This is a genomic window from Paenibacillus sp. FSL H7-0442 (genome assembly GCF_038593105.1).
Lineage (GTDB): Bacteria > Bacillota > Bacilli > Paenibacillales > Paenibacillaceae > Paenibacillus > Paenibacillus polymyxa_D.
In genome coordinates, this window is the sequence record NZ_CP151963.1 from 1,320,984 (window position 1) to 1,345,850 (window position 24,867).

General features: G+C 47.3%; 23 protein-coding genes and 1 riboswitch. Of the genes, 22 read left to right on the forward strand and 1 reads right to left on the reverse strand.

Annotated elements, in window-relative coordinates:
- Nucleotides 1-32: 32 nt before the first annotated feature.
- From galU to MHH57_RS06040, 17 genes are all read left to right on the forward strand, one after another.
- Nucleotides 33-926, forward strand: a complete 894-nt coding sequence (gene galU, locus MHH57_RS05960) for a UTP--glucose-1-phosphate uridylyltransferase GalU (protein WP_013309151.1) — start codon at nt 33-35, stop codon at nt 924-926.
- Between the two features lie 16 nt (nt 927-942).
- Nucleotides 943-1,641 (forward strand): sugar transferase, encoded by a 699-nt coding sequence (locus MHH57_RS05965; RefSeq protein WP_013309152.1) that lies wholly within the window; start codon nt 943-945, stop codon nt 1,639-1,641.
- Entirely contained in the window at nt 1,641-2,576 is a 936-nt protein-coding gene (locus MHH57_RS05970) for a glycosyltransferase (RefSeq protein ID WP_029516193.1), read from the forward strand. The genes MHH57_RS05965 and MHH57_RS05970 overlap by 1 nt, the downstream gene beginning before the upstream one ends.
- A 10-nt stretch (nt 2,577-2,586) precedes the next feature.
- Entirely contained in the window at nt 2,587-3,924 is a 1,338-nt protein-coding gene (locus MHH57_RS05975; protein WP_039269528.1) for an O-antigen ligase family protein, read from the forward strand.
- A 4-nt stretch (nt 3,925-3,928) separates the two neighbouring features.
- Nucleotides 3,929-4,699, forward strand: a complete 771-nt coding sequence (locus MHH57_RS05980) for a WecB/TagA/CpsF family glycosyltransferase (RefSeq protein WP_013309155.1) — start codon at nt 3,929-3,931, stop codon at nt 4,697-4,699.
- A 5-nt stretch (nt 4,700-4,704) separates the two neighbouring features.
- Nucleotides 4,705-6,147 (forward strand): O-antigen ligase family protein, encoded by a 1,443-nt coding sequence (locus MHH57_RS05985; protein ID WP_209949664.1) that lies wholly within the window; start codon nt 4,705-4,707, stop codon nt 6,145-6,147.
- A 5-nt stretch (nt 6,148-6,152) separates the two neighbouring features.
- On the forward strand, nt 6,153-7,532 hold the full coding sequence (locus MHH57_RS05990) for an oligosaccharide flippase family protein (protein WP_029516196.1): 1,380 nt from the start codon (nt 6,153-6,155) through the stop codon (nt 7,530-7,532).
- 22 nt (nt 7,533-7,554) lie between these two features.
- On the forward strand, nt 7,555-8,394 hold the full coding sequence (locus tag MHH57_RS05995) for a glycosyltransferase family 2 protein (RefSeq protein ID WP_039269533.1): 840 nt from the start codon (nt 7,555-7,557) through the stop codon (nt 8,392-8,394).
- Nucleotides 8,381-9,568, forward strand: coding sequence for a glycosyltransferase family 4 protein (locus MHH57_RS06000; protein ID WP_029516197.1), 1,188 nt, complete (start codon nt 8,381-8,383; stop codon nt 9,566-9,568). Before MHH57_RS05995 ends, MHH57_RS06000 begins: the two co-directional genes overlap by 14 nt.
- Nucleotides 9,565-10,713, forward strand: coding sequence for a glycosyltransferase family 4 protein (locus MHH57_RS06005; RefSeq protein WP_029516198.1), 1,149 nt, complete (start codon nt 9,565-9,567; stop codon nt 10,711-10,713). Before MHH57_RS06000 ends, MHH57_RS06005 begins: the two co-directional genes overlap by 4 nt.
- A 28-nt stretch (nt 10,714-10,741) precedes the next feature.
- The gene (locus MHH57_RS06010) at nt 10,742-11,842 is read left to right on the forward strand and encodes a glycosyltransferase (protein WP_029516199.1); all 1,101 of its coding nucleotides are present in this window, start codon (nt 10,742-10,744) and stop codon (nt 11,840-11,842) included.
- A gap of 5 nt (nt 11,843-11,847) precedes the next feature.
- Entirely contained in the window at nt 11,848-13,176 is a 1,329-nt protein-coding gene (locus tag MHH57_RS06015) for a UDP-glucose/GDP-mannose dehydrogenase family protein (protein ID WP_029516200.1), read from the forward strand.
- Between the two features lie 243 nt (nt 13,177-13,419).
- A complete protein-coding gene (locus MHH57_RS06020; RefSeq protein ID WP_176715759.1) occupies nt 13,420-13,566 on the forward strand; it encodes a hypothetical protein in 147 nt (48 codons plus the stop codon).
- 254 nt (nt 13,567-13,820) lie between these two features.
- Nucleotides 13,821-15,197, forward strand: a complete 1,377-nt coding sequence (locus tag MHH57_RS06025; RefSeq protein WP_029516201.1) for a sugar phosphate nucleotidyltransferase — start codon at nt 13,821-13,823, stop codon at nt 15,195-15,197.
- A gap of 155 nt (nt 15,198-15,352) precedes the next feature.
- Nucleotides 15,353-15,433: riboswitch (cyclic di-GMP riboswitch) on the forward strand.
- A gap of 13 nt (nt 15,434-15,446) precedes the next feature.
- Nucleotides 15,447-17,048, forward strand: coding sequence for a glycosyl hydrolase (locus MHH57_RS06030; RefSeq protein ID WP_029516202.1), 1,602 nt, complete (start codon nt 15,447-15,449; stop codon nt 17,046-17,048).
- A 48-nt stretch (nt 17,049-17,096) separates the two neighbouring features.
- Nucleotides 17,097-19,394, forward strand: coding sequence for a hypothetical protein (locus MHH57_RS06035; protein WP_340931594.1), 2,298 nt, complete (start codon nt 17,097-17,099; stop codon nt 19,392-19,394).
- A 309-nt stretch (nt 19,395-19,703) separates the two neighbouring features.
- The gene (locus MHH57_RS06040; protein ID WP_029516204.1) at nt 19,704-19,886 is read left to right on the forward strand and encodes a hypothetical protein; all 183 of its coding nucleotides are present in this window, start codon (nt 19,704-19,706) and stop codon (nt 19,884-19,886) included.
- 53 nt (nt 19,887-19,939) lie between these two features.
- Here the strand turns inward: MHH57_RS06040 and MHH57_RS06045 are convergent, their stop codons facing one another.
- Nucleotides 19,940-20,308, reverse strand: a complete 369-nt coding sequence (locus MHH57_RS06045; RefSeq protein ID WP_025720479.1) for a helix-turn-helix transcriptional regulator — start codon at nt 20,306-20,308, stop codon at nt 19,940-19,942.
- Between the two features lie 326 nt (nt 20,309-20,634).
- Here MHH57_RS06045 and MHH57_RS06050 point away from each other — a divergent pair, with 326 nt between their 5' ends.
- The 5 genes from MHH57_RS06050 to gmd all read left to right on the forward strand — a co-directional run bounded on the left by MHH57_RS06050 (nt 20,635) and on the right by gmd (nt 24,821).
- Entirely contained in the window at nt 20,635-21,384 is a 750-nt protein-coding gene (locus MHH57_RS06050) for a Wzz/FepE/Etk N-terminal domain-containing protein (RefSeq protein WP_029516205.1), read from the forward strand.
- On the forward strand, nt 21,365-22,051 hold the full coding sequence (locus MHH57_RS06055) for a CpsD/CapB family tyrosine-protein kinase (protein WP_029516206.1): 687 nt from the start codon (nt 21,365-21,367) through the stop codon (nt 22,049-22,051). The genes MHH57_RS06050 and MHH57_RS06055 overlap by 20 nt, the downstream gene beginning before the upstream one ends.
- 85 nt (nt 22,052-22,136) lie before the next feature.
- The gene (locus tag MHH57_RS06060; protein ID WP_029516207.1) at nt 22,137-22,835 is read left to right on the forward strand and encodes a sugar transferase; all 699 of its coding nucleotides are present in this window, start codon (nt 22,137-22,139) and stop codon (nt 22,833-22,835) included.
- Nucleotides 22,836-22,871: 36 nt separating this feature from the next.
- Nucleotides 22,872-23,810, forward strand: a complete 939-nt coding sequence (locus MHH57_RS06065) for a GDP-L-fucose synthase (RefSeq protein WP_029516208.1) — start codon at nt 22,872-22,874, stop codon at nt 23,808-23,810.
- A gap of 21 nt (nt 23,811-23,831) precedes the next feature.
- Nucleotides 23,832-24,821 carry a GDP-mannose 4,6-dehydratase gene (gene gmd, locus MHH57_RS06070; RefSeq protein ID WP_029516209.1) on the forward strand — a complete coding sequence of 330 codons (990 nt, stop codon included), beginning with the start codon at nt 23,832-23,834 and terminating at the stop codon, nt 24,819-24,821.
- Nucleotides 24,822-24,867: the final 46 nt, after the last annotated feature.

A 24,867-nucleotide genomic window follows, 5' to 3' on the forward strand; every position in this document is an offset into this window, starting at 1 on the left:
CAAAATTCGATGAAGCAAGGAGAATGAGTGCGATGACGAAAAGAGTGAAAAAGGCCATTATTCCAGCAGCAGGGTTAGGTACGCGCTTCCTCCCTGCCACCAAAGCGATGCCTAAGGAAATGCTTCCAATTATCAACAAGCCTACGATTCAATATATCGTGGAAGAAGCGATTGCTTCTGGTATTGAGGACATTATTATCGTTACGGGTAAAGGCAAACGTGCCATTGAGGACCACTTTGACAACGCATTTGAGCTGGAATCCAAACTGCTCGAGGACGGTAAGCTGAAGCTTCTGGAGGAAGTACAGCGTTCTTCGGGAGTGGAAATTCACTACATTCGCCAAAAAGAACCCAAAGGTCTTGGACATGCGGTATGGTGCGCAAGACGCTTTATCGGGGACGAGCCGTTTGGTGTGCTGCTGGGTGATGATATCGTAACAGGTCAGAAGCCTTGCCTGCGCCAGCTGATGGATCAGTATGAGGAAACTCAAAATTCGGTTATCGGTGTGCAGCGGGTACCGCAGGAATTTACGAACCGGTATGGCATCATTGAACCGGATCAGCAGGACGGACGCTTGTACCGAGTGAATAATTTTATAGAAAAACCGGCTCCAGGCACAGCGCCATCCGATTTGGCTATTATGGGTCGCTACGTGTTCTCACCGAAAATTTTCAAATATCTTGATCTTCAGGAAAAAGGAGCTGGCGGCGAAATTCAGTTGACGGATGCGATCCAAAAGCTGAATCAGAGTGAGCGTGTGTACGCCTATGATTTTGAAGGCACACGTTATGACGTAGGTGAGCGTCTTGGATATATTTTAACCACACTTGAATTTGCACTTGCCAGCGATGATTTGAAGTATCCGGTTATGGAGGCCATGAATGAATGGTTGAAAAAGACCGAGAAAGCAACCACGGCAGGTTGAGAGGGGGTACGTCAGCATGAGCATGGAAAATTTACCGGAGGACGGCGAGGCTGTCATGTCAGGTAAAGCGTTTTACATGCCATACGGAAATACACAAATTCAGGATAAAACGTCCTACCTGGTCACAAAACGCCTCCTTGATATGCTGCTGTCGTTCGTGGGCTTGATCGTCTTGCTTCCGCTTTTTGTAGTGGTAGGCGTTCTGATTAAGCTCGAAGACCCAAAGGGAAGCGTGTTTTTCAAGCAAACTCGGGTGGGCAAGAATGAGAAGTTATTCGATATGTATAAATTCCGTTCAATGGTGTCCAATGCTGAGGAACTGAAAAAGGACTTGATGGAGCTGAATGAAGTGAGCGGCGCCATGTTCAAAATTAAAAACGATCCTCGGATCACGAAAATTGGTAGTTTTCTGCGCAAGACGAGTATTGATGAGATTCCGCAGCTGTGGAACGTGTTGGTCGGCGACATGACTTTAGTCGGTCCGCGTCCGCCGTTGCCCAGCGAGGTCGAGCAATATTCCGATTATGATAAGCAACGCCTGATTGTAACACCAGGATGTACGGGTTACTGGCAGGTGAGCGCACGTAACAGTGTAGGCTTCGAAGAAATGGTGCAAATGGATTTGAAGTATATTCATGTACGCAATACGTGGCTCGATTTGAAAATCATCATGAAAACAGGCGTTAAAATGCTGTTCTCCAAGGATGCTTATTGATGGATGCATTCAAGCGATGTCCCGCAGTATCCGTCGTTATTTGCACCTATAACCGGGCGGATCTGCTGGAGAAAACGTTAATGTCCCTGCTGGAGCTGGAAGACCTCGCACTGGCTGAGATCATTGTGGTCGATAATCGGTCCACCGATCATACAGCGGCGACGATCAAAAGGTTCACTGTCGCACATGGTCAGAATATCCATCTCCGATATCATTATGAGCGAGAGCAAGGACTGTCTGCAGCTCGTAATGCAGGTATTACGTTATCAAGAGCGGAAGTCATTGCTTTTCTCGATGATGATGCAATTCCGTGTGTTACATGGTTGCAAACGATTATGTCAGCATTCGGGAACAATCCTGAGCTGACGGCTATGGGTGGGAAAATTGACCCTATGTTTGAGACGGAACGACCGGGTTGGCTGACAGGCCCGCTTGAACTGCCTTACACGATTATTGATCTGGGCAAAGCCATTCGTGAATATCCGTCGGGACTGAATCCATTTGGAGCGAATATGGCGATGCGTAAAACGGCTTTTGCCGCTGTTATGTTCCCGCTTCATCTAGGCAGAAAGGGAGATATCCTTCTATCTGGTGAAGAATCGTGGGTATTCGAGCAAATCCGTAAAAATGGTGGAACGATTATGTATCATCCACACATGTCTGTGGAACATTTTGTGCCGGCTTCACGGTTAACAAAAGAATGGATCATGAACCGCTACTATTGTCAGGGCATGTCTAACGCTGCTCAGGCCGTAGGTCTGCGCGGCAACGCGATGCTGATGGCGAAGACGGCAGCCAAAGTGTTATACATCACTTTGGATTCCCTGCTGGCGCGTAGTGAGGGCAGGAAGCTGTTGAACCGGTGCAGGCTTGAAAGTATCCGTGGGACGCTGGATACACTGCGCAACCGGAAAAGCGAGTCAGCTGCGGGGTGAAAGATGGAACATGAGTAACTATCCTTGGACTACTAGAATAAACACCATACAGCATGTTTTTATTTTTCTACTGGGCGCTCTTGCTGTAGGAATTGCGGCTACCTATCAGCCGGTGGTCAGTATTGCGGCGGTATGTTTACTGCTCTTGCTGGCTGTTTCTATCCATCATCCGGAGCGCATCAGCTATGCTGTTTTGCTAAGTACAGCAGTCTCAGTCGATTCTCTGTATCAGGGCGGCGTGTTCGGTATTGAGATTTTGTCATTGTACAAATTGGGCATTTTGGCTCTGCTGGTGCCGTGCATGCTCGTGTATGGCATACGTCTCAAGTTCAGCTATCCGGTCTGGGCATTGGTGATCATGCTGGGGATCACATTTGGATTTTCAGCATGGATGCCTTTGTTAACGACCTCGATTGCCGTCAAGGCGTTCGTCGGTTTATCACTCCCTTTCTTTTTTTTACTGATCCAGTGGAAAAAGGATGTGGCAGAAAAGCATATCCGACTGATCAGTCTGTTGCCAATTATTAGTGTGGTCATTGGGCTGGGTTTGCAGGTTCTAGGGCTGCATTCGTTTACGGATGTGGAATTTACGGGCGCAGTCAGAGTACAAGGAGCGAATATACCGCCGCATCTGGCAATGCTCTCCTTTCTCGGAATTGCCGTCTCTCTAATTGAGGTCAAGCGCAAACCCAAGCAAGCCGCTTTTTATTACACAGTGTTGGCACTGAACTTTTTGATTCTGATCGCCACCGGTACACGTGGACCGATTCTGGCATTGTTATTAATGTTTGCTGTGTATCTGTTTGATATTGCCCGTCAGTACCTCAAGGGGAAAGTCAATTATTTGCTACCGCTGGCCGGATCGTTTTTGGTTGCTCTGGGGGCGGTGGCCCTGCAATGGAACAATTTAAAAAAACGCTCCTTCGAACGGGAGACCGATACAGGCATTGACCTGTCGGGACGCTCGGAGGCATGGGAATATTTTTTGAACAGAGTACATGATTACCCTTGGTCAGGTAGAGGTCTTGGCGCGGTAACGGTTGCGAACGACGGGACGTTATTCAATGGTTTCGTTGTACCGCATAATGAGTATATTCGCTTTTATTTTGACACGGGATATATCGGTTGCGGGCTATTAATGCTTTCATTGCTGATCGTGTTCGCTCTCATTTACCGGTCGCTTGCCAAGTCTATCAAACCTTATTTTGCAAGCTTAATTGCAGGCTTTCTGATCTACTCGTTTTCAGATAATACGTTGTCGACGGTTCAGATGATTATTCCATTTTGCTGGTATTTAAACGCGTTATACCAGACATCTACTCAAACCGATTTTCGCAAAGAGAAGTGATACCATGAGCAGAGTGAACATGTTCGATGTCAACTTTGATAATTACGATTTTAATGATCTACTCGAATTTATAGATACTTCTATTGAACATCAGCGTCATTCCTACATTTTGACCTGTAATGTCGATCATGTGATCAAGCTTCGCAAGGATGATGAATTCCGCAAGGTGTATTCAGATGCCGGAGCTGTAGTGGCCGATGGGATGCCTATCATATGGGCGTCCAAGTTACTGAAAAAGCCCCTCAAACAAAAAGTGTCCGGGTCAGATTTGTTCACTCGGTTGGGGGAGGCTTTTGAGGATCGAGGCTATCGTTTATTTTTTCTGGGTGCAGCTGACGGTATTCCTGAGAAGGCTATGCTCAATCTCCAGGAATCTTATCCGAACATGAACGTGGTGGGCTGTTACTCTCCTTCTTATGGATTTGAGAAAAACGAAGAGGAGAACAGACACATTGTCCAATTGCTGCAAGAGGCTCGCCCGGACATCGTTTTTGTTGGTGTAGGCGCACCTAAACAGGAAAAATGGATTTACAGATATTATGAGACTTACCGCGCTCCGATTTCGATTGGGGTGGGAGCGACCTTTGATTTCCTGTCGGGAAATGTGAAAAGAGCACCGGAGCTGATGCAGAAGACGGGATTTGAATGGTTCTGGAGATTGTCTCAGGAGCCTAAACGATTGTGGAAAAGATATTTGATTGAGGATTCCCAATTTCTCGTTCTGCTGTTTAAGGAGATGTTCAAGCGGAAGCGGATGAAGGGAGGTCAGGGGTGAGAAACATGAGTCGGTTGGCAGATCAGCAGATTTCCGTTTGGCTAGGAAATCGGCGTGGAATCGGCATGATCGGCATGGGGTTGCTGGCTTGTATGCTGCCACTCGCCATCGGATTTGCCAGCGCCAAGATGAATCCCACCATGAGCCAGCAGGGAGCCATATTGCTGGCGCTCGTTTTTCCGGCCTTCCTGCTGGCGATCTTGCAATCCCGGCTACTGATTCCTTACACGCTGGTAGTGTGGGCAGTAGGCCCGGAAATCCGCCGTATTGCGGATTGGTTGGAGGGAACCTACCACTCGGTTTCCTTGTTGAGTGTGGCACCGCTGCTGGTAAGCAGCATGTTGATTATTCCTGTGCTGCGGGGTATTCATCTGGCGGAAAAGCCATTAACCCGAATTGCTGTATTTTTCGGCATGGAATTGGCCTACGGAAGTGTCGTCGGGTTATTCAAAAATGGTATTGTTTTTGCTTATGATTTAGCCAATTATGTGGTTCCTTTGATCCTGTTGCCTTATCTTGCGATTAAGCCCATGAAGGCGAAGGAGCTGGACCGACTGCTGTATTCATATGCCAACATTGCTGTTCTTGTGGCAATTTACGGCATTATCCAGTACTTGACGGTGCCTCCGTGGGATGCATTTTGGATGAATCATGTAGAAATGAATTCCATTGGTGTTCCAGAACCACTTCAAATCAGAGTATTTTCTTCCATGAACTCGCCCGGTCCGTGCGCTATTTTCCTGGCAATGGCACTTGTACCCATGCTAATGGAAAAACGTTGGCGTGGCACTTTGGGATGGATCGGAATCCTGCTGACGGTCGTTTGTCTCTTAATCACGCTGGTACGTTCAGCCTGGCTAATTGCATTCGTCATGTTGCTGGCTTATATTCTCAGTTCATCTTCCAAGGGGAAGTGGAAGACCTTGGTTCAACTAGCTGTCGTCGGTCTTCTTCTCTACATTATTGTTCCAAAACTTCCAGGGGCAGAGGGTTTGGTGGCTCGTATGCAGACGTTGACGGATATTCAACAGGATCATTCGTACAACGAGCGTTTGGATTTACTGCATACGATGCTTCCGGCGATTACTAGCAATCCAGTCGGGCAGGGGATCGGGAGTGTAGGAATCGGAACCAAGCTTGATAACGGCGGCGATCTCGGTGAACTTGGGATTATGGATAATGGGTATATTGCCATTTTCCTCACCTTCGGTATTTTCGGAGCATTCTTTTTCTTCGGTGGTCTGTTCGTTATCATCAAGCGCCTTCTCGTCCGTATTGCCGAACGAGATTCCAGTCAGCCTTATATCAGACTGGCGTTGGCTACGTGGGCTGGAGCTGTAGCCAGTCTCATATCGGATAATGGTTTCCCGGGTATGCGCGGCTATCTGATCTGGATGATGATCGGAATAGGACTATGGGCAAAAGATGTCATCGCGGAAAGAAGGTAAAGGCTGTGCAAAACTTACAAGCATTATCCGCACCTGTCCGGACACTATGGTCCACAGTGATTCGGTTTGCCAAAAGCAAGGATAACAGCTCTGCAGCAGTAAAAACGATGATATTCAGTATGCTGATTCTCGTCGTGAACATGCTGACTGGTGTGCTAACGGCACGATTCCTGGGTCCTACTGGACGCGGGGAACAGACAGCGATGGTGAACTGGTCTCAATTTCTCGCCTTCTGCATGAGCTTCGGTGTCCCTTCTGCATTGATTTACAATGCGAAAAGGAAACCGGAGGAAACGGGCAAGCTGTATGGTTTGGCCTTGTTGCTGGCTACCATGTTCGGGGGCTTGGCGACACTCGTCGGAGTATTTCTAATTCCTTATTGGCTGCGCTCTTTTTCTTCATCGGTCATCCTTTTCGCGCAGTGTTCCATGATGATGTGTCCGCTCATAGCGATTTCACAGATCAATAATGCATTGCTTCAAGTTCGCTCGGAATATAAGCAGTACAATTTATTCCGGTATCTGGTACCGCTAAGTACGTTGCTGGGTCTGGCGATTCTGATCCTAACCGGAAATATGAATCCGTACACCTCGGCATTGGCTTATTTACTACCAGGCTTGCCGATTTATATCGGTGTCACGATACGAATGATTCGGCTGTACAAACCCAAGGTAAAGAACAGCTGGACGCAATTTAAAAATCTCTTTACCTACGGTATGGGTTCATACGGAAATGATCTCATGGGGCAGGTTTCCACTTATATTGATCAGATTTTGATTGCGGGTCTGCTCAGACCCGCTGATCTCGGTTTATATGCAGTAGCGGTCAGCTTGGCCAGGATGGTGAATGTATTTTCTACCTCGATCATTGTCGTGCTGTTTCCCAAAGCCTCTGGTCTGAATAAGGAAGAGGCGGTGGACATAACATTTCGGGCATTTCGAGTGACATCAACAGCAACCTTTCTGGCTGCGATGATGCTGATGCTGATTGCTCCGTTCGTATTTACATTGTTATATGGTCAAGAGTTTAAACAAGCGCTTACGGTATTCCGGTTCCTTGTGCTTGAGGTTGCTATCAGTGGAGGGACCATGGTGCTGGCACAACAATTTATGGCGTTGGGTAAGCCCAAACTGGTTACCATTCTACAGGGTGTCGGATTGGCGCTCGTCATTCCATTGCTGTCCATACTCGTGCCGAGATATGGATTGACGGGTGCAGGGATAGCAATGCTGTCTTCGGGGATTCTACGGTTCATTTTCATTTTATGTAATGTTAAATTCGTTCTAAAAATGAAGATTCCAAGACTGCTTATTTCCAAACAAGATTTTCAATGGCTCCGATCAACGATGTCACACTACATCCGGAAAAAGCCAGTTAACGGTTAGATAAAGAAGGAGGCACCCGCTAATGAACCACATGTCTAGCGTTCCCGCGGACAACCGGATATCCGTAGTTATTATCGCTCAGGATGATGGCACTCGAATCACAGCCGCCATTAAATCCTGCAAGCCCTTTGCGGACGATATCGTCGTCATTGACGGAGGGAGCAAGGACAATACGATTCAGGTAGCTGAATCCTTGGGCTGTCGGGTGTTTTCTAACCCGTGGCCCGGTTATGCCAAGCAGCGCATGTTTGGTGTTGAAAAAGCGGAATTTGATTGGATATTCCTGATTGATACGGACGAAGTAGTGGATGCAGAGTTGCTTGGAGATTTGTTGAAAGTAAAAGAAACGCTCCACGATCCGGCCAAAGCATATTCCGTATTTCGGATTGGTGATTTTCTCGGCAAATGGATGAATAAAGGCGAATATCTGGTTCGTTTGTACAATCGTCGTATTTATGGCATTACGAATAGTCTTGTTCATGAAATGCCGGATGTAGCCTCTTCCCAGATTGTCAATCTGGAGGGTGTGTTATGGCACTACGGCTTCCGCAGCATCAGTGATCATATGACCCGTTTTAATAAATATACAGATCTGGAAGCAGAGACGGCGTTTAACAAAGGAAGATCCTTTCGGATGACCAGACTGTTGTGGCGGCCTCCTGCCCGCTTTGTGCAGAAGTATTTTGTCCAAGGCTTATACCGCAAGGGATTGGCGGGTTTTGCCGTAGCCGTTTTCTGGGTGATGTATGAGTTTCTCGTCTGCTTCAAGCATTATGAGCTAACCAAGCGGCGAAAAAAGATAGAAATCGTGGATGACGGACATACCGAGCAGAAAGGAGAAACCAGCTATGTCGTACAATAACGGATTTCGTATTGCGGCAACGGGGTTGAGCTGGCCGTCTTTGCAGCCAGGAGGCCTCAACACATATTTCCAATCGATCTGTGAGCAGCTTACGTTAGAGCGCAATACGTTGGATGCTCTAATCTGTAGTGACGAGCAGCCGCAAGCACCCGACCGTATTCGGATTCATACGATTGGCAGCAAGCAGCAATCCATCTGGAAGCGCCGGGAGCTAATGCAAAAATATGCAGCAGAGTTGTTCGACAAGCAACCGATGGATATATTGTATTCCCATTTTGCTCCCTATAGTGTCGGGCCAGCGCTGGAGGCGAAAAAAAGAGGAATCCCGGTAGTTACCACCTTTCACGGACCGTGGACGGAGGAAATGAAGATTGAAGGACAGGGTATCAAGCATTTTCTAAAAACGACGTTGGCTAAATCCATTGAAATGAAGGCCTACGGTCTGTCGGATAAATTTATAGTGCTAAGCGAGACTTTTCGGGATATTTTGCATGAGCACTATAAGGTTCCACTCAGCAAAATTCACATTATTCCCGGAGCGGCGAATGTAGAAAGGTTCCACCCAGCAGAGGATCGGGGAGCAGTACGAGAGCGTCTGAATTTGCCGCAAAACGCGACGATTGTGCTAACCGTTCGTCGTCTTGTTAATCGAATGGGACTGCTACAGCTACTCGAAGCATGGCGACGAGTAACCGAGCGTCATCCTGATCATCTGCTGCTGATTGGAGGGAAGGGCCCCTTGATGGAGGAATTGGCTTCCAAGGTAGCGGAATACAATCTTCATAACCATGTAAGGCTGCTCGGTTATGTGTCGGATGAGGAGCTTCCACTGTACCACCAAGCATCGAATTTGTTCGTCGTACCTACACAGGCGCTGGAAGGTTTCGGTCTGATCACGGTGGAGGCAATGGCTTCGGGACTGCCAGTGCTGGCCACTCCTGTGGGCGGTAGCAAGGAAATTTTAAGGGGATTCCGTCCCGAGCTATTGTTCCAGGGAACGGACAGTGAAGCCATTGCTGAAGGGTTGCTGCGTGTGCTGGATCATCGTGAACTTCTACCGAATGCAAGGGAATGCCGGGACCATGTCCTGAGCAGATATACATGGGGACATGTAGCGGAGCAGGTGGAAGAGGTGTTCCGACAGGTCCTTGACAGAAAGGCGGCGGCGAAATGATGAGAGTAGCTTATATTGACCATACGGCAAGATGGAGCGGCGGCGAAGTCGCTTTGTATAACATACTGACGAATATCGGGGAACATATCGACCCGCTCGTTATTTTGGCAGAGGAGGGCGATTTGGCAGATCGGCTTCGGCAGCGTGATATTGATGTGCGCATCGTTCCATTGGACGATTCGATTCGCAATCGGGGACGGAACGCCGTGAATCTAGGTGCGCCTGCAGCAGCTTTTCGTTTGCTGGCATACGGTAGAAAACTTGCGCCCTTGCTGCGTGAGGAAAAGGTCGTGTGCGTTCACACGAACTCGCTCAAGTCTGCACTGTATGGTACAGTAGCTGCCAAATCGGCGAAGCTGCCCTTGATCTGGCATATCCGTGATCACATCGGTCCGCCGTATCTGAAGCCGATTGTAGCCAAAGGGATTCGGCTGATGTCCCGCTTTTTGCCCAACGGAGTGATTGCCAATTCCAAGTCCACGCTGAGTGCATTGGAGTTACCCCCGGACAAAAAGACGCTCGTCGTTTATTCCGCTTTTGCCAAAGCAATTACAGCACGTGACACGGCTGCGCATTCACGTGGTGATGACTCGTTTAACGTCGTATTGGTCGGCAGATTGGCGGAATGGAAGGGACAACATATTTTACTGGAAGCGGCACGTTCCTTTTTACCAGATCAGCGCGTGAAATTCTGGCTGGCTGGAGATGCATTGTTCGGAGAAGAGGAATACAAGCAACGATTAGAGTCCACGATGCGCGAATACGGGTTGGCTAATGTCAATCTGCTGGGGCACGTCGATGACATTCAAGGCCTGATGCAGCGTTGTGATTTACTGATTCATACCTCTATTACACCAGAACCATTCGGTCAGGTCATTATTGAAGGCATGGCTGCTGGTCTCCCAGTGATTGCTTCCAATGAGGGTGGACCCAAGGAAACGGTGGTACCCCATGAAACCGGGCTACTTATTGAACCGGGTGACCCGGCTAAGCTGGAAGAAGCCATCCGCTGGATGTTGGAGCATCCACAGGAACGTCAGCAGATGGGTGAGAGAGGGATGGAACGGGTCAAGAAGCATTTTGTCATCGAGAACACAGTTAAGGATATAGTTCATTACTATAAGGGTTTGTTGGCAGGAGTCTGACCGACATTCGCGTTAAAGGATGATTTAGATGAAAATAGCGATAGCACACGATTACTTAATCCAAATGGGCGGAGCGGAAAGGGTAGTAGAGGTATTCCACGATATGTATCCGGAGGCTCCTATCTTCACAACGGTGTTCAGCGACGACCGCCTGTCGCGTAACTTGAAAGATGCGGATATTAGAGCCACTTGGCTACAAAAAGTCCCAGGAGTGAAGGCCAACTTCAAAGGAGTGCTGCCGCTATATCCCATCGCTATCCGTGATTTTGATTTTAGGGATTTCGATATTGTTTTAAGCTCCAGCAGTGCATTTATGAAAAGCATCCAGGTACCCAAACATACGTTTCACATTTGTTATTGTCACACACCGATGCGGTTTGCCTGGGATTACGATACATATATGGCCCGGCAGTCCAAATCCAACCTGCTCAAAAACATGCTAAAGCTGTACATGAACCGGTTGAAAACATGGGATGCCAAAACTTCGCGCAACGTAGACCAGTTTGTCGCCAACTCTTCGGTTGTTAAAAGAAGAATTTTGCACTATTACCAAAGGGATTCGGATGTCATTTTCCCACCTATTAATACATCCCGTTTTAAACGCGCTACAAACATCGGTGACTATTACCTGATCGTATCCCGATTGGTGTCCTACAAGCGCATCGATCTCGCGATCGAAGCATTCAAACGTAACGGTCTCAAGCTGCGCATTGTGGGTGAAGGACCAGATCGTAAACGACTCGAAGGTATGGCTGCCCCGAACATTGAGTTCCTCGGCAGGCTTGAGGACGAAGAGGTTAACAAGCTGATGGCAGAATGCCGAGCGCTCGTTTTTCCGGGCGAAGAGGACTTCGGTATTACGCCTTTGGAGGCGAATGCGGCCGGACGGCCTGTCATCGCTTTTCAGGGTGGGGGAGCGCTGGATACGATTGTTCCTCATGTGAACGGCGTATTTTTCCGCAAGCATCAAGTAGAGGATGTGCTAGAGGCCGTCGCAAAGGTCGAGCAGCATGCATGGAATGTGGACGATATCATTACCCATGCCCGCAAATTTGATGAAGATAACTTCAAGGATCAACTGAAAAAGTATGTAGAACAAGCCTATGTGAACTTTCTAAAAGGAGGATGAACGGAATGAAGCTGGCTGTAATTGGTACTGGATACGTTGGGCTCGTCTCGGGTGTATGTTTTGCGCAAAAAGGTAATGAGGTGATTTGTGTCGATCTGGAGCAGTACAAAATCGACATGTTGAACCGGGCAGAATCTCCGATTTATGAACCGGGTATTGAGGAATTGATCGCGCTGAATCTGGAAGCAGGTCGATTGGAGTTTACTTCGGATTTGGCTGATGCGGTACGCCGCTCGGATATCGTCATTTTGGCGGTAGGTACGCCTTCTCTGGCTAACGGCGAGGCGAACTTGTCCTACATTGAACAGGCGGCTGCTGATGTTGGGAAAGCCATGAACGGGTATAAGATTATTATGACCAAGAGTACTGTACCTGTCGGAACGAACGAAAAGATTAAGGACGTATTGGCTCGTCACACGAGTTTGTCTTTCGATATCGTATCTGCGCCGGAGTTTCTGAGAGAAGGCTCAGCCATCAATGATACGCTTCATCCGGATCGCATCATTATTGGTTTGGACAATACTGGATTGCGTGAAACAATGGTCACTCTGCATCAGGTGTTCACGGATAAAATCTATGTGACGGATATCCGTAGTGCTGAAATGATCAAATACGCGTCAAATGCGTTCCTGGCAACTAAAATTTCGTTCATTAACGAAATCGCTAATATTTGCGAAAAGGTTGGCGCCGATGTAACCTGTGTGGCTGATGGCATGGGTATGGACAAACGGATCGGCTCCTCTTTCCTACAAGCAGGGATCGGGTATGGTGGCTCTTGCTTTCCAAAAGACACAAATGCGCTTATCCAAATTGCGGGTAATGTAGACTATGAATTTAAGTTGTTGAAATCGGTGGTCGAGGTGAATACCGACCAGCGCTTTATGATTGTATCCAAGCTGCGTGAATCGCTGGGTCAACTGAACGGTGTGTCGATTGGCATTTGGGGCCTCGCCTTCAAGCCAAATACAGACGACATCCGCGAAGCTCCAGCACTGGAAATCGTAGAAACACTCATTCAGGCAGGCGCAATTGTCAAACTGTATGATCCCATTGCGATGGATAAATTCAAGGAGCACGTGGATCACCCGAATATTGTGTGGTGCTCATCCCCACAGCAAGCCGCCGAAGGTAGCGACGCTGTGTGCCTGTTGACCGATTGGGAAGAGTTCAAAAAGGTCGATCTCGTACAACTGGCCTCCCTTCTGCGCAAACCGGTTCTAATTGACGGTCGTAACGTATTCGCCGAGGAACAGATTCAAGGCTCCGGGCTGGAATACTATTCCGTGGGTCGTCCGCGGATGAGTGGGTGGAACAGAGATAAAGTGGAAGTTTAAAAAGTGACTGTGGTGGTGGGGGAGGCGCTGCGCGTGCAGATTGTTCTTCCGATTGCTGTTACCTCCGTATTTTCTTGATTGTATAAAACATTCAAAGGTTAAAATCCGGGGGTAAAGGCAAACGCTGACGCTTCTTCAGAACAATTCTGCCCGCTCCGCTGCTTTCCGCCGTGGAGTCACAGTTTTTAAACTCCCACCTTATGGGATGGGAGTAGGAAGGGCGTATCGGAAGGAGCGGCACCGTTGAGGCCGCTCCTTCCGGTCAAGCGCCGCTGCGCCGCCCCTGTGGAGCAAGCACTACCATGCGGATACGCTATGCTGCTCCTGCGACGCAAAGACGCCATTGCTGTTGCCGAAGGCGTGAGATTTTTACAGGCTGACCGGACTTAATAATGTCCGGTCGCGCCTTTTGCAATAAACGATATGATCGGCATGATGCATTTTTGAGTAGCGCAGGGGTGGATTTGAATCTGGAGAAGCGATAGCGTTCGCCTTTGTACCGGGATTCAAACCTATATACGATTTTATATAATCGAATGAATCCCGGTCCAACAGCGATCGTAAGATCAAATCCAGCCCGTAGCGGACTACTCAACCCTGCCCCATCCGATCACCCATACATTATAGAGAGGAAGTGGAGAGTTATGAAGCTCGTACTTTTGTCTGGTGGTTCCGGTAAAAGATTATGGCCTTTGTCCAACGATTCCCGTTCCAAACAATTTTTGAAGGTACTGGAGAGCCCGGAGGGGACTTCGGAATCCATGGTACAGCGGGTATGGAGACAATTGGGAGACAACGGATTATCAGAATCCTCGTTTATTGCGACAGGGAGAGCACAGGTCGAAATGATCCAGAGTCAGGTTGGGCCGAATACGCGTATCATTGTTGAGCCAGAACGCAGAGACACCTTTCCTGCGATTGCGCTGACAGCGACTTATTTATATTCCATTGCAGGTGTTTCACCTGATGAAATTGTAGCTATATTGCCTGTAGATCCTTATGTTGAGGATGCTTTCTTCGCCTCCGTAGCCCAACTGGAACATACGCTTCAGGAGAGTGAAGGCAAGCTTGCATTAATCGGGGTTGTCCCTTCCTATCCTTCAGAGAAATATGGTTACATTATTCCGAAAAACGATGCCACCCAAGGTAGCACTGGCTACCGCGAAGTGAGCCATTTTCAAGAGAAACCCGACCGGGAGCAGGCGGAGCGTCTGATTGAACGCAATGCTCTATGGAACTGCGGGGTTTTTGCGTTCAAATTAAGTTATTTGCTGGATATCTTGGCATCCAAGGGATTGCCGCTGAATTATGAAGAAATGCAAAAGCAATACGCATCTCTGGAAAAAATCAGTTTTGACTATGAAGTAGTCGAGAAGGAAAAGGACATTGTAGTTCTTCCGTATGATGGTTTTTGGAAGGATTTAGGTACTTGGAATACGCTCACAGAAGAAATGTCTAATCAACAAGTGGGCAGAGGTGTAGTAACGGAGGATTGCGTCAATACGAGTCTTATTAACGAGTTGGACATTCCTGTGGCGATCATTGGAACGAATGATCTGATTGTAGCCGCTAGCCCGGATGGCATTCTTGTGACCAATAAGGCAGAAAGTCCTCGTATTAAAGAAGTGCTCAAGGCTCATGATCAGCGTCCAATGTATGAAGAACGTCGTTGGGGGCAGTATCGGGTTGTGGATTATGTCAAATATGACGAGGGTAACGAGGTATTGACCAAACGAATCCGCGTACGAAAAGGCAAAAATATCAGCTACCAGCTTCATTTCAAACGGAGTGAAATCTGGACCATTATTAGCGGTGAAGCGGAAATTATTTTGAATGAGAAGCTACACAAAGTAAAGGCTGGTGATGTAGTCCGCATTCCTGAAGGGACGAAGCATAGCATTTTGGCTGTGACCGATGTGGATTTTATTGAGGTGCAGACTGGCTCTGAATTGGTTGAAGAGGATATTGTCCGCTTTTGTATGGATTGGAATGAAATTTCCCGTCACCAATTTATCTCATAATTATTTTCGTGAAAACGAAAAAAAGACAAATTCATGAAAATTCATGGCCCAAACTGTCGAATTTGGGCGAAAACCTGTAAATTCATGAACATGACCTATTAAATTTTGGTAAAATAAAGTCGATACTTAGGGTAAGAAGGAATCCAAACTCCTTCCAACGATAAACGCAGCCCTGTCGAAAGGCAGGTACGCAAAGCTAAAGGGCCTTCCACAAGGATGGCAGCCTGGCTACCGAAAGGAAGAGCGAAAGTGAGATTCAATTTTATTCCTCTGTATCGACTGATACGTCATGTACTCCCCGTTGTTATACTTTTTTCATTGTTGCCCGTCGGTTTTGGTGATTCTCTGTCTGTGGCGAATGCCGCTTCATTACAACCTGTTAATTCGGACGCTTCTATTCAGGCCCGTGAACTATACAATTATTTACTCAACATCTCAGGGAAAAAAATAGTCACCGGTCAGCATGATTATTTGGAAAGTCCGGATGAATTAAGTAACAAGGTCCAAAAAATCAGTCAGGCATATGTAGGTGTACACGGCTATGAGATGGGAGCTATCTCTGGTCAATCTGACGCTACAGAAGCAGCGCAACGTAAAAATGTCGTCGATAGTGCTATCCGTTGGGACAGATCCGGTGGTATTGTGACGATGACTTTTCATGAAGCGCTACCAGGTAGGCCACTGACTTGGGCCAATGTACAGGCGAAAGTAAGTCAGACAGAGTTCAACAAATACGTGACCCCAGGTACTACGCAGTATAACCTCCTCATTGCCGATCTGGATAAGGTCGCTGTATCGTTAAAGCAGCTTCGTGATGCAGGGGTTCCGGTTTTGTGGAGACCTTACCACGAGATGAATGGCGACTGGTTCTGGTGGGGAAACAAAAATAATTTCAATCAGCTATGGAATATCATGTACGACCGTTTTACCAACACACATCAATTGAACAATCTGCTGTGGGTATGGAGTCCGAATGCGCCCAATTCGTATACTGTCCCGTACACCCCGAAATACCCGGGGGATGACAGAGTGGACATCTTGGCAGTAGATATTTACAACAATGATTTTAAGCAAAGTCATTACGAAGGTCTGCTTGGGCTGGCACGGAATAAGCCGATTGCCATTGGGGAGCACGGTGAGATGCCTAGTTCTGAGGTGTTGCAGGCTCAACCTAAATGGGTATATTCCATGACTTGGGGCAAGATGCTGACTGAGAATAACACAACAAATCAAATTCAGGATTATATGAATGATTCGAGGAGTTTGACGCGGGATGATGTGAAGAATGGATTGGAAACGATTCAACCACCTGGGACAGATATACCGACCTTACCGGACGAGGGACAAAGTGAGCCTATCCCGGCTCCGCCAGTAGTGATCGTTCCCCCAGCTCCGACTCCTCCTTCTGTTCCTGATGTGGTATATGTGAACGGGTTGCGTGGCGAATATTTTAACAATATGAATTTGAATGGAAGTCCTGTTTTGATCCGTACAGATAGCAAGCTGGACTACAACTGGCGTGCCAATGCAGCTGACCCTAAGGTGAATGCCGATCAGTTCTCGGTTCGCTGGACGGGTAAAATCAAACCGCAATATAGCGAGACCTATACGTTCACCACGATATCCGATGATGGTATCCGTGTATGGGTAGACGGCAAGTTGGTGATTGACAGCTGGTTCAAACAAAGCTGGACAGAGCGTAAAGGCAGTATGACTTTGGAAGCAGGCAAAATGGTAGATTTAAAAGTAGAATACTATGATGAAAAAGGCGACGCGATGGCACGTCTAATGTGGGAAAGTCAGCATGAAGCGAAAGCGGTGATTCCCGGAAACGCTTTGTTTCTTCCTTGATTAATACTCTTTCCCGGTCCAAAAATTTGAGGAGAGAGGGTCGATCATATGATAAAAAAATGGTTATCCCATAGGTATACAGGAGTTTTATCTGGACTACTAGCGATCGTAGCTATAGCGATGATCGCTTGGTTTATATACACGCCTTCAAGAAGCGCAGAATTGCAGACGGATAAAGTAGCAGCTGCCAGTCCAGTATGGAAGCTGGGGCAGAGGGATGACTCTTCAGCGGAATTCAAAGGTGTGGTCGGCAGGGATAATATCGACATTTCTACAGCAGCTGCCTCTACCGAATCATCTGCTAAAGGAGCAATGTCAGCGTTGTCGGTAGCAGAAGAGAGTACAACAGTTCCGGTATTGCTCAGCAGTGGAGATATTCCTCCCGGTTTGAATGCGTCCACGAACCCTGAACTGACACTCCAGTATAAGCTGAATCAGATTCCTCCCAATGGTATGATATTCCGTGTTCGGATTTTAGATGCGGGCAAAGCAGTCCCACAAATGGCTGTATTTTCAAATCAACAGCTGTCCGGTATTATTCAGATTGCCGGAGTATCCGGTACTGGGAGTGCTTATAATTTCAAAAACAACTACGAGCTGTATATACCCAAAGAGCAATTGCAAAGCGGTGTTAACGTACTCAAGCTAAAGACAGCGCGCTGCCTATACTGCTCCTCTGCAGAAGATAAAAATGTGTGGTGGACTTGGGATGACTTGAGCTTGGAGACGTTAGCTTCACCTGCGACCGAACCGGTACACGGTAAATATATACTGACCGGAACAAATGTGAACAATAAAGAATTTTATTATGATCAGGGTGCAGTTAAGCATTTACCATACGTTCTCAAATGGCTGGGAATTGCTTATAGTGGCAATGTCATGAGGGTCACCTGTGCCAGCAATGTGGGCAAGGCATGTACAGACGTGGATGATTACTATCAAACGTTAAAGCAGTATAATATGCAATCGTCTGCTTTGTATTTATATACAGGTGATATCAAGCTGCAAAAAGATGGTTCTCTGCCAGAAACGGCCAAGCAAAAGTTGCGCGATTATGTAAAAAAATACGGTTCTTATCTTCAATATTATGAAGTAGATAACGAACCTGGATTATTTAATCGCTCCAAGGCGGTAAATCTGGCTGTAGCTAAGTGGTTGAATACGGAAGGGAAGCAATTGGCACCGCATCTCAAAACGGTAGCGCCGGGTTGGGCCTACTGGCCGACGTACTCTACCAAGGCGTGCAAAAATCAAACCGGAGGTACGAAAAAATGCGGTGATCCGGATGGATGGGAGCGAGACCCGGCGCAGCGTAAACAGCTGGAGGAAGTCACTGATCTGACCAACGGACACGCCTACGGTGAATCGTATAATGAAGAGGGCGGGGGCAGCTTCATTCAAAATTTGAAAACCTTCGGCGGTTCGAGCGACGGACTGGCGAAGAAGATGCTGAACACGGAGTTCGGTACCAATGATACGCATCGAGATAATCCAGATTATGGGGCTAGTCAGCCACAAGCAGCCGCATTCGACCGGATTATGCGTTCACAAATTGGGTTTGCCGATATGTTTATCCAGCACGCTGCTTTTTATAAAGATTATACGCTGTTTAAAACAGGCTTCGATCTGCAAAGTCATAACCCGGCCAACACAGAAATTTATCCGTTCGGGCAGGGACAGGACACTCGTGTTAAGATCATGAGACGCTTGAGTCTAGCCTATGCCACCCATGGAAAACCTCTGACTTATACAGTGCTGAATCCAGAGGATACCAAGGATAAAATGGTGTATGTGCGTGCGGTGGATACGTCCAAGCTTAAACCGCTGGCAGGTAGCGGCGCTACTTCAAACAAATTGCTGGTGAATCTAGTGAATTTCGAATCCACCACGCAGACCGTTCGTGTCCGGGTGACAATGCCGAATGCCGGTTTGTACACGGGTGAACGTTTTGGAGCGGGTTCCACTTACAGTCAGGCACAGCGTTCCATATCAGGGCTCAAGGCTTCTCCTGCCCTTGATTTTGAAGAAAAGCTGGGTCCTGGCGAAGCGGTACAATATATTTTGGAATTAAAAAGTACAGATCAGACCGCAGCTTCAGCTCCAACAGGGGTGAAGGCTGCCTCTGTTCAGGATGGGGCGGTAGAGATTAATTGGCTTCAGGCAGAAGGCGTATCTTCCTATGATGTGCTGCGTGCTGACGGAACCGACGGGGCCTATCAGGTGATTGCCTCGCAAGTAGCGGGAAGCACGTATACAGACCGCACGGTAAAAGCCGGAGGCCACTATGTCTACAAAGTCCGAGCGACCGGAGGTACTCAGGTTTCCCAGGCAGCCGAGGCCGCTTAATCAGATCGGAATGCATATAGGACCTTAGAGTTCGAATACCTAACATCATTTCGAAATAAAACAAAAAAGAACCTATCAGGAGAAAATAGGACCTGACAGGTTCTTTTTTGTTGGAAAATCGTTCTGATTTGCCAATACTTTACGTATAATGAAGAAAAAAATAAGAAAATCCTTTTTTATTCTCGTCATAAGACGACAACATTGCAGGTGTGTATTCATATATAATAGTTTTGTTCGTGACTATACATACAAGGTTTGTGGGAAATTTCTTTCCGGTGACCAAGAATAATAAAGTGAGGTTAGTGCTGAATGAACAAGGAGACAGAATTAGGGGGGAACAACCCTCTTTTTCAAAACAACGTACAGAAAGCAGACAAAGCTGCCATCCACTTGGACATCCGGGACATTTTGCTCCAATGTGGGTTCACGATGCCAGAATGGCTAGAAAGCGACGCGGATGGAACCACATACCGGAAGGACAAGCGCGTGTAAATTCCAACGGCTGGTCTTACTTGAGCGAGACGTGAAGCAGTCGGCCGCTTTCTTTATTCCATCATTCGTTCCATTCGGACAAATGCAATAAAACGTTTGGCTTCTTCCTCAGACAAGGTGCGTCCATCAATGGTCAGGTTGAAACGTTGCAGAATATCCTCATCGGACAGTTCAAGCTGGTCCACAAATTCCCTCACATCTGAATCCAATATTGCCGCCGGATGGCTCGTACGTCCCACCAAGTAGTCAATCGTTACCCCGAAAATATCAGCGAGCTTGGTCAGGATCTCGAAATCTGGCTTGCGCCTATTTTTTTCATAGTGAGAAAGAGCTGCCCGCGTAATTCCGAGGGATTGTGCTAGTTCCTCTTGTTTTAATCCCTTATGTTCTCGTAATTCAGCGATGCGGGTGCCATAATTCATCCGTTTTTCCTCCTGAAGGCAAGGTTAAGAAAGGTAAAAAAGCAAGTTTACGCTTGACAAGATACGTTTTGTATCATAAATTAGTTATGTAAGTTACATAACGTATCTTTATTTAATAGTTTTCACTGATGTCTTCGTTTATATACCCTAAGAGGCCACCGATGATGAGCATTTTGTGCTTATTCGCTGGCTAGACCTTCTATGCGCTATTATACAACATTTTACTATAGATTAGAGGGTCATGCACCGTTCTTTTCCCCGTTATGCAGAGGATCAGTACAAGCGTTATTGCATCGAAAACAAGTCAATCAGGGAGGACTGGTCTTGTGCAGTTGAAAGAGTACATCCGTTTGATCCGTAAAAGAATGTGGTTGATTGGTAGCATCGTACTGCTAGTATGTACTGTAGTGGGCATAAAAAATATGTATTTTACCCCGCAGATTTATGAAGCTACCGCAAAGCTCATTATCAACCAGACGCCACGACCGGATCGTGCAGGTGTCGTCGATTACAGTGTAGTTCAAACGAATATAGCTTTAACGAACTCCTATAAGCAAATTATGATCTCCTCGGCGATTATGGATCAGGTGGTCGCCAGCTTCCCCGATCTTAAGGTCACTCCGTCAGCATTGGCGCAAAAATTAAGAGTGAACACCGCAGGTGATTCACAGGTCATGGATGTAACAATCCGCGATTTATCGTATACGAAGGCTGTGAAAACCGTCAATGCGGTAGCCAAAGTATTCAAACGGCAAATCCCCTCTATCATGAAAATGGACAATGTCACCATCCTAAGCGAAGCCAGTCTGAATGATCCAGCAGTTCCCGTGAACAGTAATGCCACTATACAGATATTTATTGCTTTTGCCACCTCTTTATTGTTGGGAATAGGCTTGGCGTTTCTGCTGGAGGTACTGGATGATACATTTAAGAATGAAGAGGATATTGAAATAGAACTCGGTCTGCCTACCCTAGCCCTGATTACGAAAATGAAAAAAGAAGATAAACGCTCTGACAGCTCCACTACAACTCCTAAACAGGTAGGTGAAGGGCAATATGCCGCGATTAATCAATAATCAGCTCGTTACATCCCTACATGCTCAGTCTTCCGTTTCGGAGGAGTACCGCATGCTTCGCACTAACATCCAGTTTTCTTCTATAGACGAGCCGATTGAGGTTATGATGGTGGCGTCCGCTCAGGCGGGTGAAGGCAGAACGGTCACAATTAGCAATTTGGCTGTAACCTATGCGCAAGAGGGGAAAAAGGTGCTGATTATGGATATGGATCTGCGCCGTTCCTCCTTGCACCATATGTTTGGTTTGCGTAATCATACAGGGCTGACACGGGTGCTTGCCAATCAACAGGCATGGCAGGATGTGGTTCAAGAAACCGGGATTGACCATCTGCATGCAATTACAGCCGGACCGAACCCGCCCAATCCGTCCGAGATGCTCAGTTCCCGCAGAATGAATGCTCTGCTGGTTGAGCTGAAAGAACATTATGACGTGATCCTAATGGATACACCGCCGTTGCTGTCCTTTCCGGATGGCTTCATTATAAGCGCCATGTGTGACGGAGTCATTCTGGTGGTGCAGGCAGGGAAGGTCAAAAAGGATGTCGTCAAGAAAGCAAAAGCGAATTTGGAAAGAGTAAAGGCGCGCATTCTGGGCGTAGTACTTAATAATGTGAAGCGTTCGAATACCCGTGTCGAGCGGGGGATGGAGGAACGCAATCTGACATGAATAAAAAGGAGGAAAATGAGAGTATATAAAATTCTTTTAACAGTGTATAAATAATACTTATTAATAAGGAGCGAGGTGATGAGACGTGTCTTCTTCCCGCTCGAATGAGGTCGAAGTGCGGGGTGCGTCAGTGGATGTTTATTCGGTCGCTCATGGGCTTGAACGGCGGCAAGGATGGAACGTATACCCGTTCGTGAAGCGAAGCATGGACATTATATTGTCTTTCATTGGAATCATCGTGCTATGCCCGGTATTTCTGCTTGTCATTTTGCTGATTAAGCTGGAGGACCCCAAAGGAAGTGCAATATTTTATCAAGTACGTATTGGAAAAAATGAGCGGCCGTTTCGCATGATCAAATTTCGTTCCATGGTGTCTGATGCCGAAGCCAGATTATCTGCACTGCTGGTGGAAAATGAAATTGAGGGTGCGATGTTCAAAATGCGGGACGATCCCCGAATTACCCGTGTGGGTCGCTTTCTTCGCAGAACGAGCATCGACGAGTTGCCACAACTGTTCAATGTACTGCGTGGGCAGATGAGTCTGGTAGGACCCAGACCCCCATTGCCAAGAGAGGTCCATGATTACACAGTGAGGGATAAGCTGCGTCTGACGGTTACACCGGGCTGCACTGGTTTATGGCAGATCAGCGGCCGTAATCATCTAAGCTTTAACCAGATGGTAGAACTGGATTTGGAGTACATATCCAGACGCAGTTTCCGCACAGATATGATTATTATGCTGAAAACATTTCGTGTGCTGCTAGGCTCCAAGGATGCGTATTAAAGTCTTTCATTTTCACGAAGAAGGTAGGGGATAAGTATGGATCTTCATTCCAACATATATGTAGCAGGGCATCACGGACTGGTGGGTTCCGCTATTGTCCGAGCGCTTCAGGAAGAGGGTTACCGTCATATTATTACTCGCACAAGCCGTGAGCTGGATCTACGTAATAAAGAGGCAGTAGATCATTTTTTTGAAACAGAGCCTGTGGATTATGTATTTTTGGCAGCGGCCAAGGTTGGTGGGATTTTGGCGAATAACGAATATCCGGCTGATTTTATCCGTGACAATCTGCTTATACAAACAAATGTGATTGATGCGGCATACCGGGCAAATGTAAGTAAGCTATTATTCCTAGGTTCTACCTGTATCTATCCTAAATTTGCTCCGCAGCCGTTACGGGAAGAATATCTGCTCACGGGTGAACTGGAGCCTACTAATGAGGCCTATGCGATTGCTAAAATTGCCGGGATTAAAATGTGTCAGTCTTACAACCGTCAGTATGGAACCCGGTTTATTTCTGTGATGCCGACGAATTTATACGGTCCGGGCGACAATTTTGATCTCCAGACTTCTCATGTGTTGCCTGCGCTCATCCGCAAGTTTCATGAAGCCAAGCTGAATCAATCTCCGACTGTAGAAGTATGGGGTTCTGGTACGCCGCGGCGAGAATTTCTTCATTCTGATGATTTGGCTGAAGCCTGTCTATTCCTAATGAACAATTATGAGGGAAATGAAATTGTAAATATCGGCGTAGGTGAGGATATCTCCATTCGTGAGCTGGCTGAGCGAGTGAAGAATGTAGTCGGCTATGAGGGAGAAATTACCTTTAACACCTCCGCTCCTGATGGAACGCCGCGTAAGTTGGTAGATGTATCCCGAATTTCCGGGCTGGGCTGGTCGGCGCGTATTTCACTAGAAGAGGGATTAAAGTCTGTGTATCAGGCATTTCAAGGTCTGGATCTGGTTGAACAATAAAAAAACGGTGGGGGAATTGGAATGAAAAAAGCGCTGATCACAGGAATTACCGGGCAAGACGGGTCCTATCTGGCTGAATTGCTGCTATCCAAAGATTATGAGGTGTACGGGATGCGCAGACGAACCAGCACACCGAACTTTGAAAATGTAGCGCATATCCAGAATGACATCCACTGGCTTTCCGGTGATATGACCGATCTGGCTTCATTGATTGAAGCCGTTCGGCAGTCCGACCCGGATGAGGTCTACAACTTGGCTGCTCAATCCTTCGTAGCGGCCTCATGGCCGCAGCCGTTGGCTACAGGGCAGATTACAGCATTATCTGTCACCAATATGCTGGAGGCGGTTCGAATTGCCAAACCGGAAGCGCGCTTTTACCAAGCGTCAAGCAGCGAGATGTTTGGTAAGGTGCTGGAGACACCGCAGACAGAAACGACCCCGTTCTACCCACGTAGTCCCTACGGTGTTGCCAAAGTGTACGGCCATTGGATTACAGTGAACTATCGTGAAAGCTTTGATATGTTTGCTTGCTCTGGCATTCTGTTCAATCACGAATCCCCACGTCGAGGATTGGAATTTGTAACGCGTAAAGTGTCGGATGCGGTAGCTCGTATCAAGCTGGGGTTGCAGCAAGAGCTGCGCATGGGAAATTTGGATTCACTGCGAGACTGGGGTTTTGCAGGGGATTATGTAAAGGCGATGTGGCTGATGCTTCAGCAGGATCAACCGGATGATTACGTCATTTCCACGGGAGAAATGCATTCTGTGCGTGAACTGCTGCAAATTGCCTTTTCCCATGTAGGTTTAAATTATGAGGATTACGTCGTGATCGATCCTCAATTTGTCCGTCCGGCAGAGGTAGATCTATTACTCGGCGATTGTGCCAAGGCGAAAGAAAAGCTGGGCTGGCGATTGGAAGTAGGCTTCGAGCAGCTCATTCGTATGATGGTGGATACAGACTTGGAGCGGGTAAAAAGGCAGGCTGCAGTTGAAGCTTCTGTCGTCGTGTAAGAGATGGAGAGGCCATCCGCCTGAGCGGGGGGTCTCTTCGCTGTAC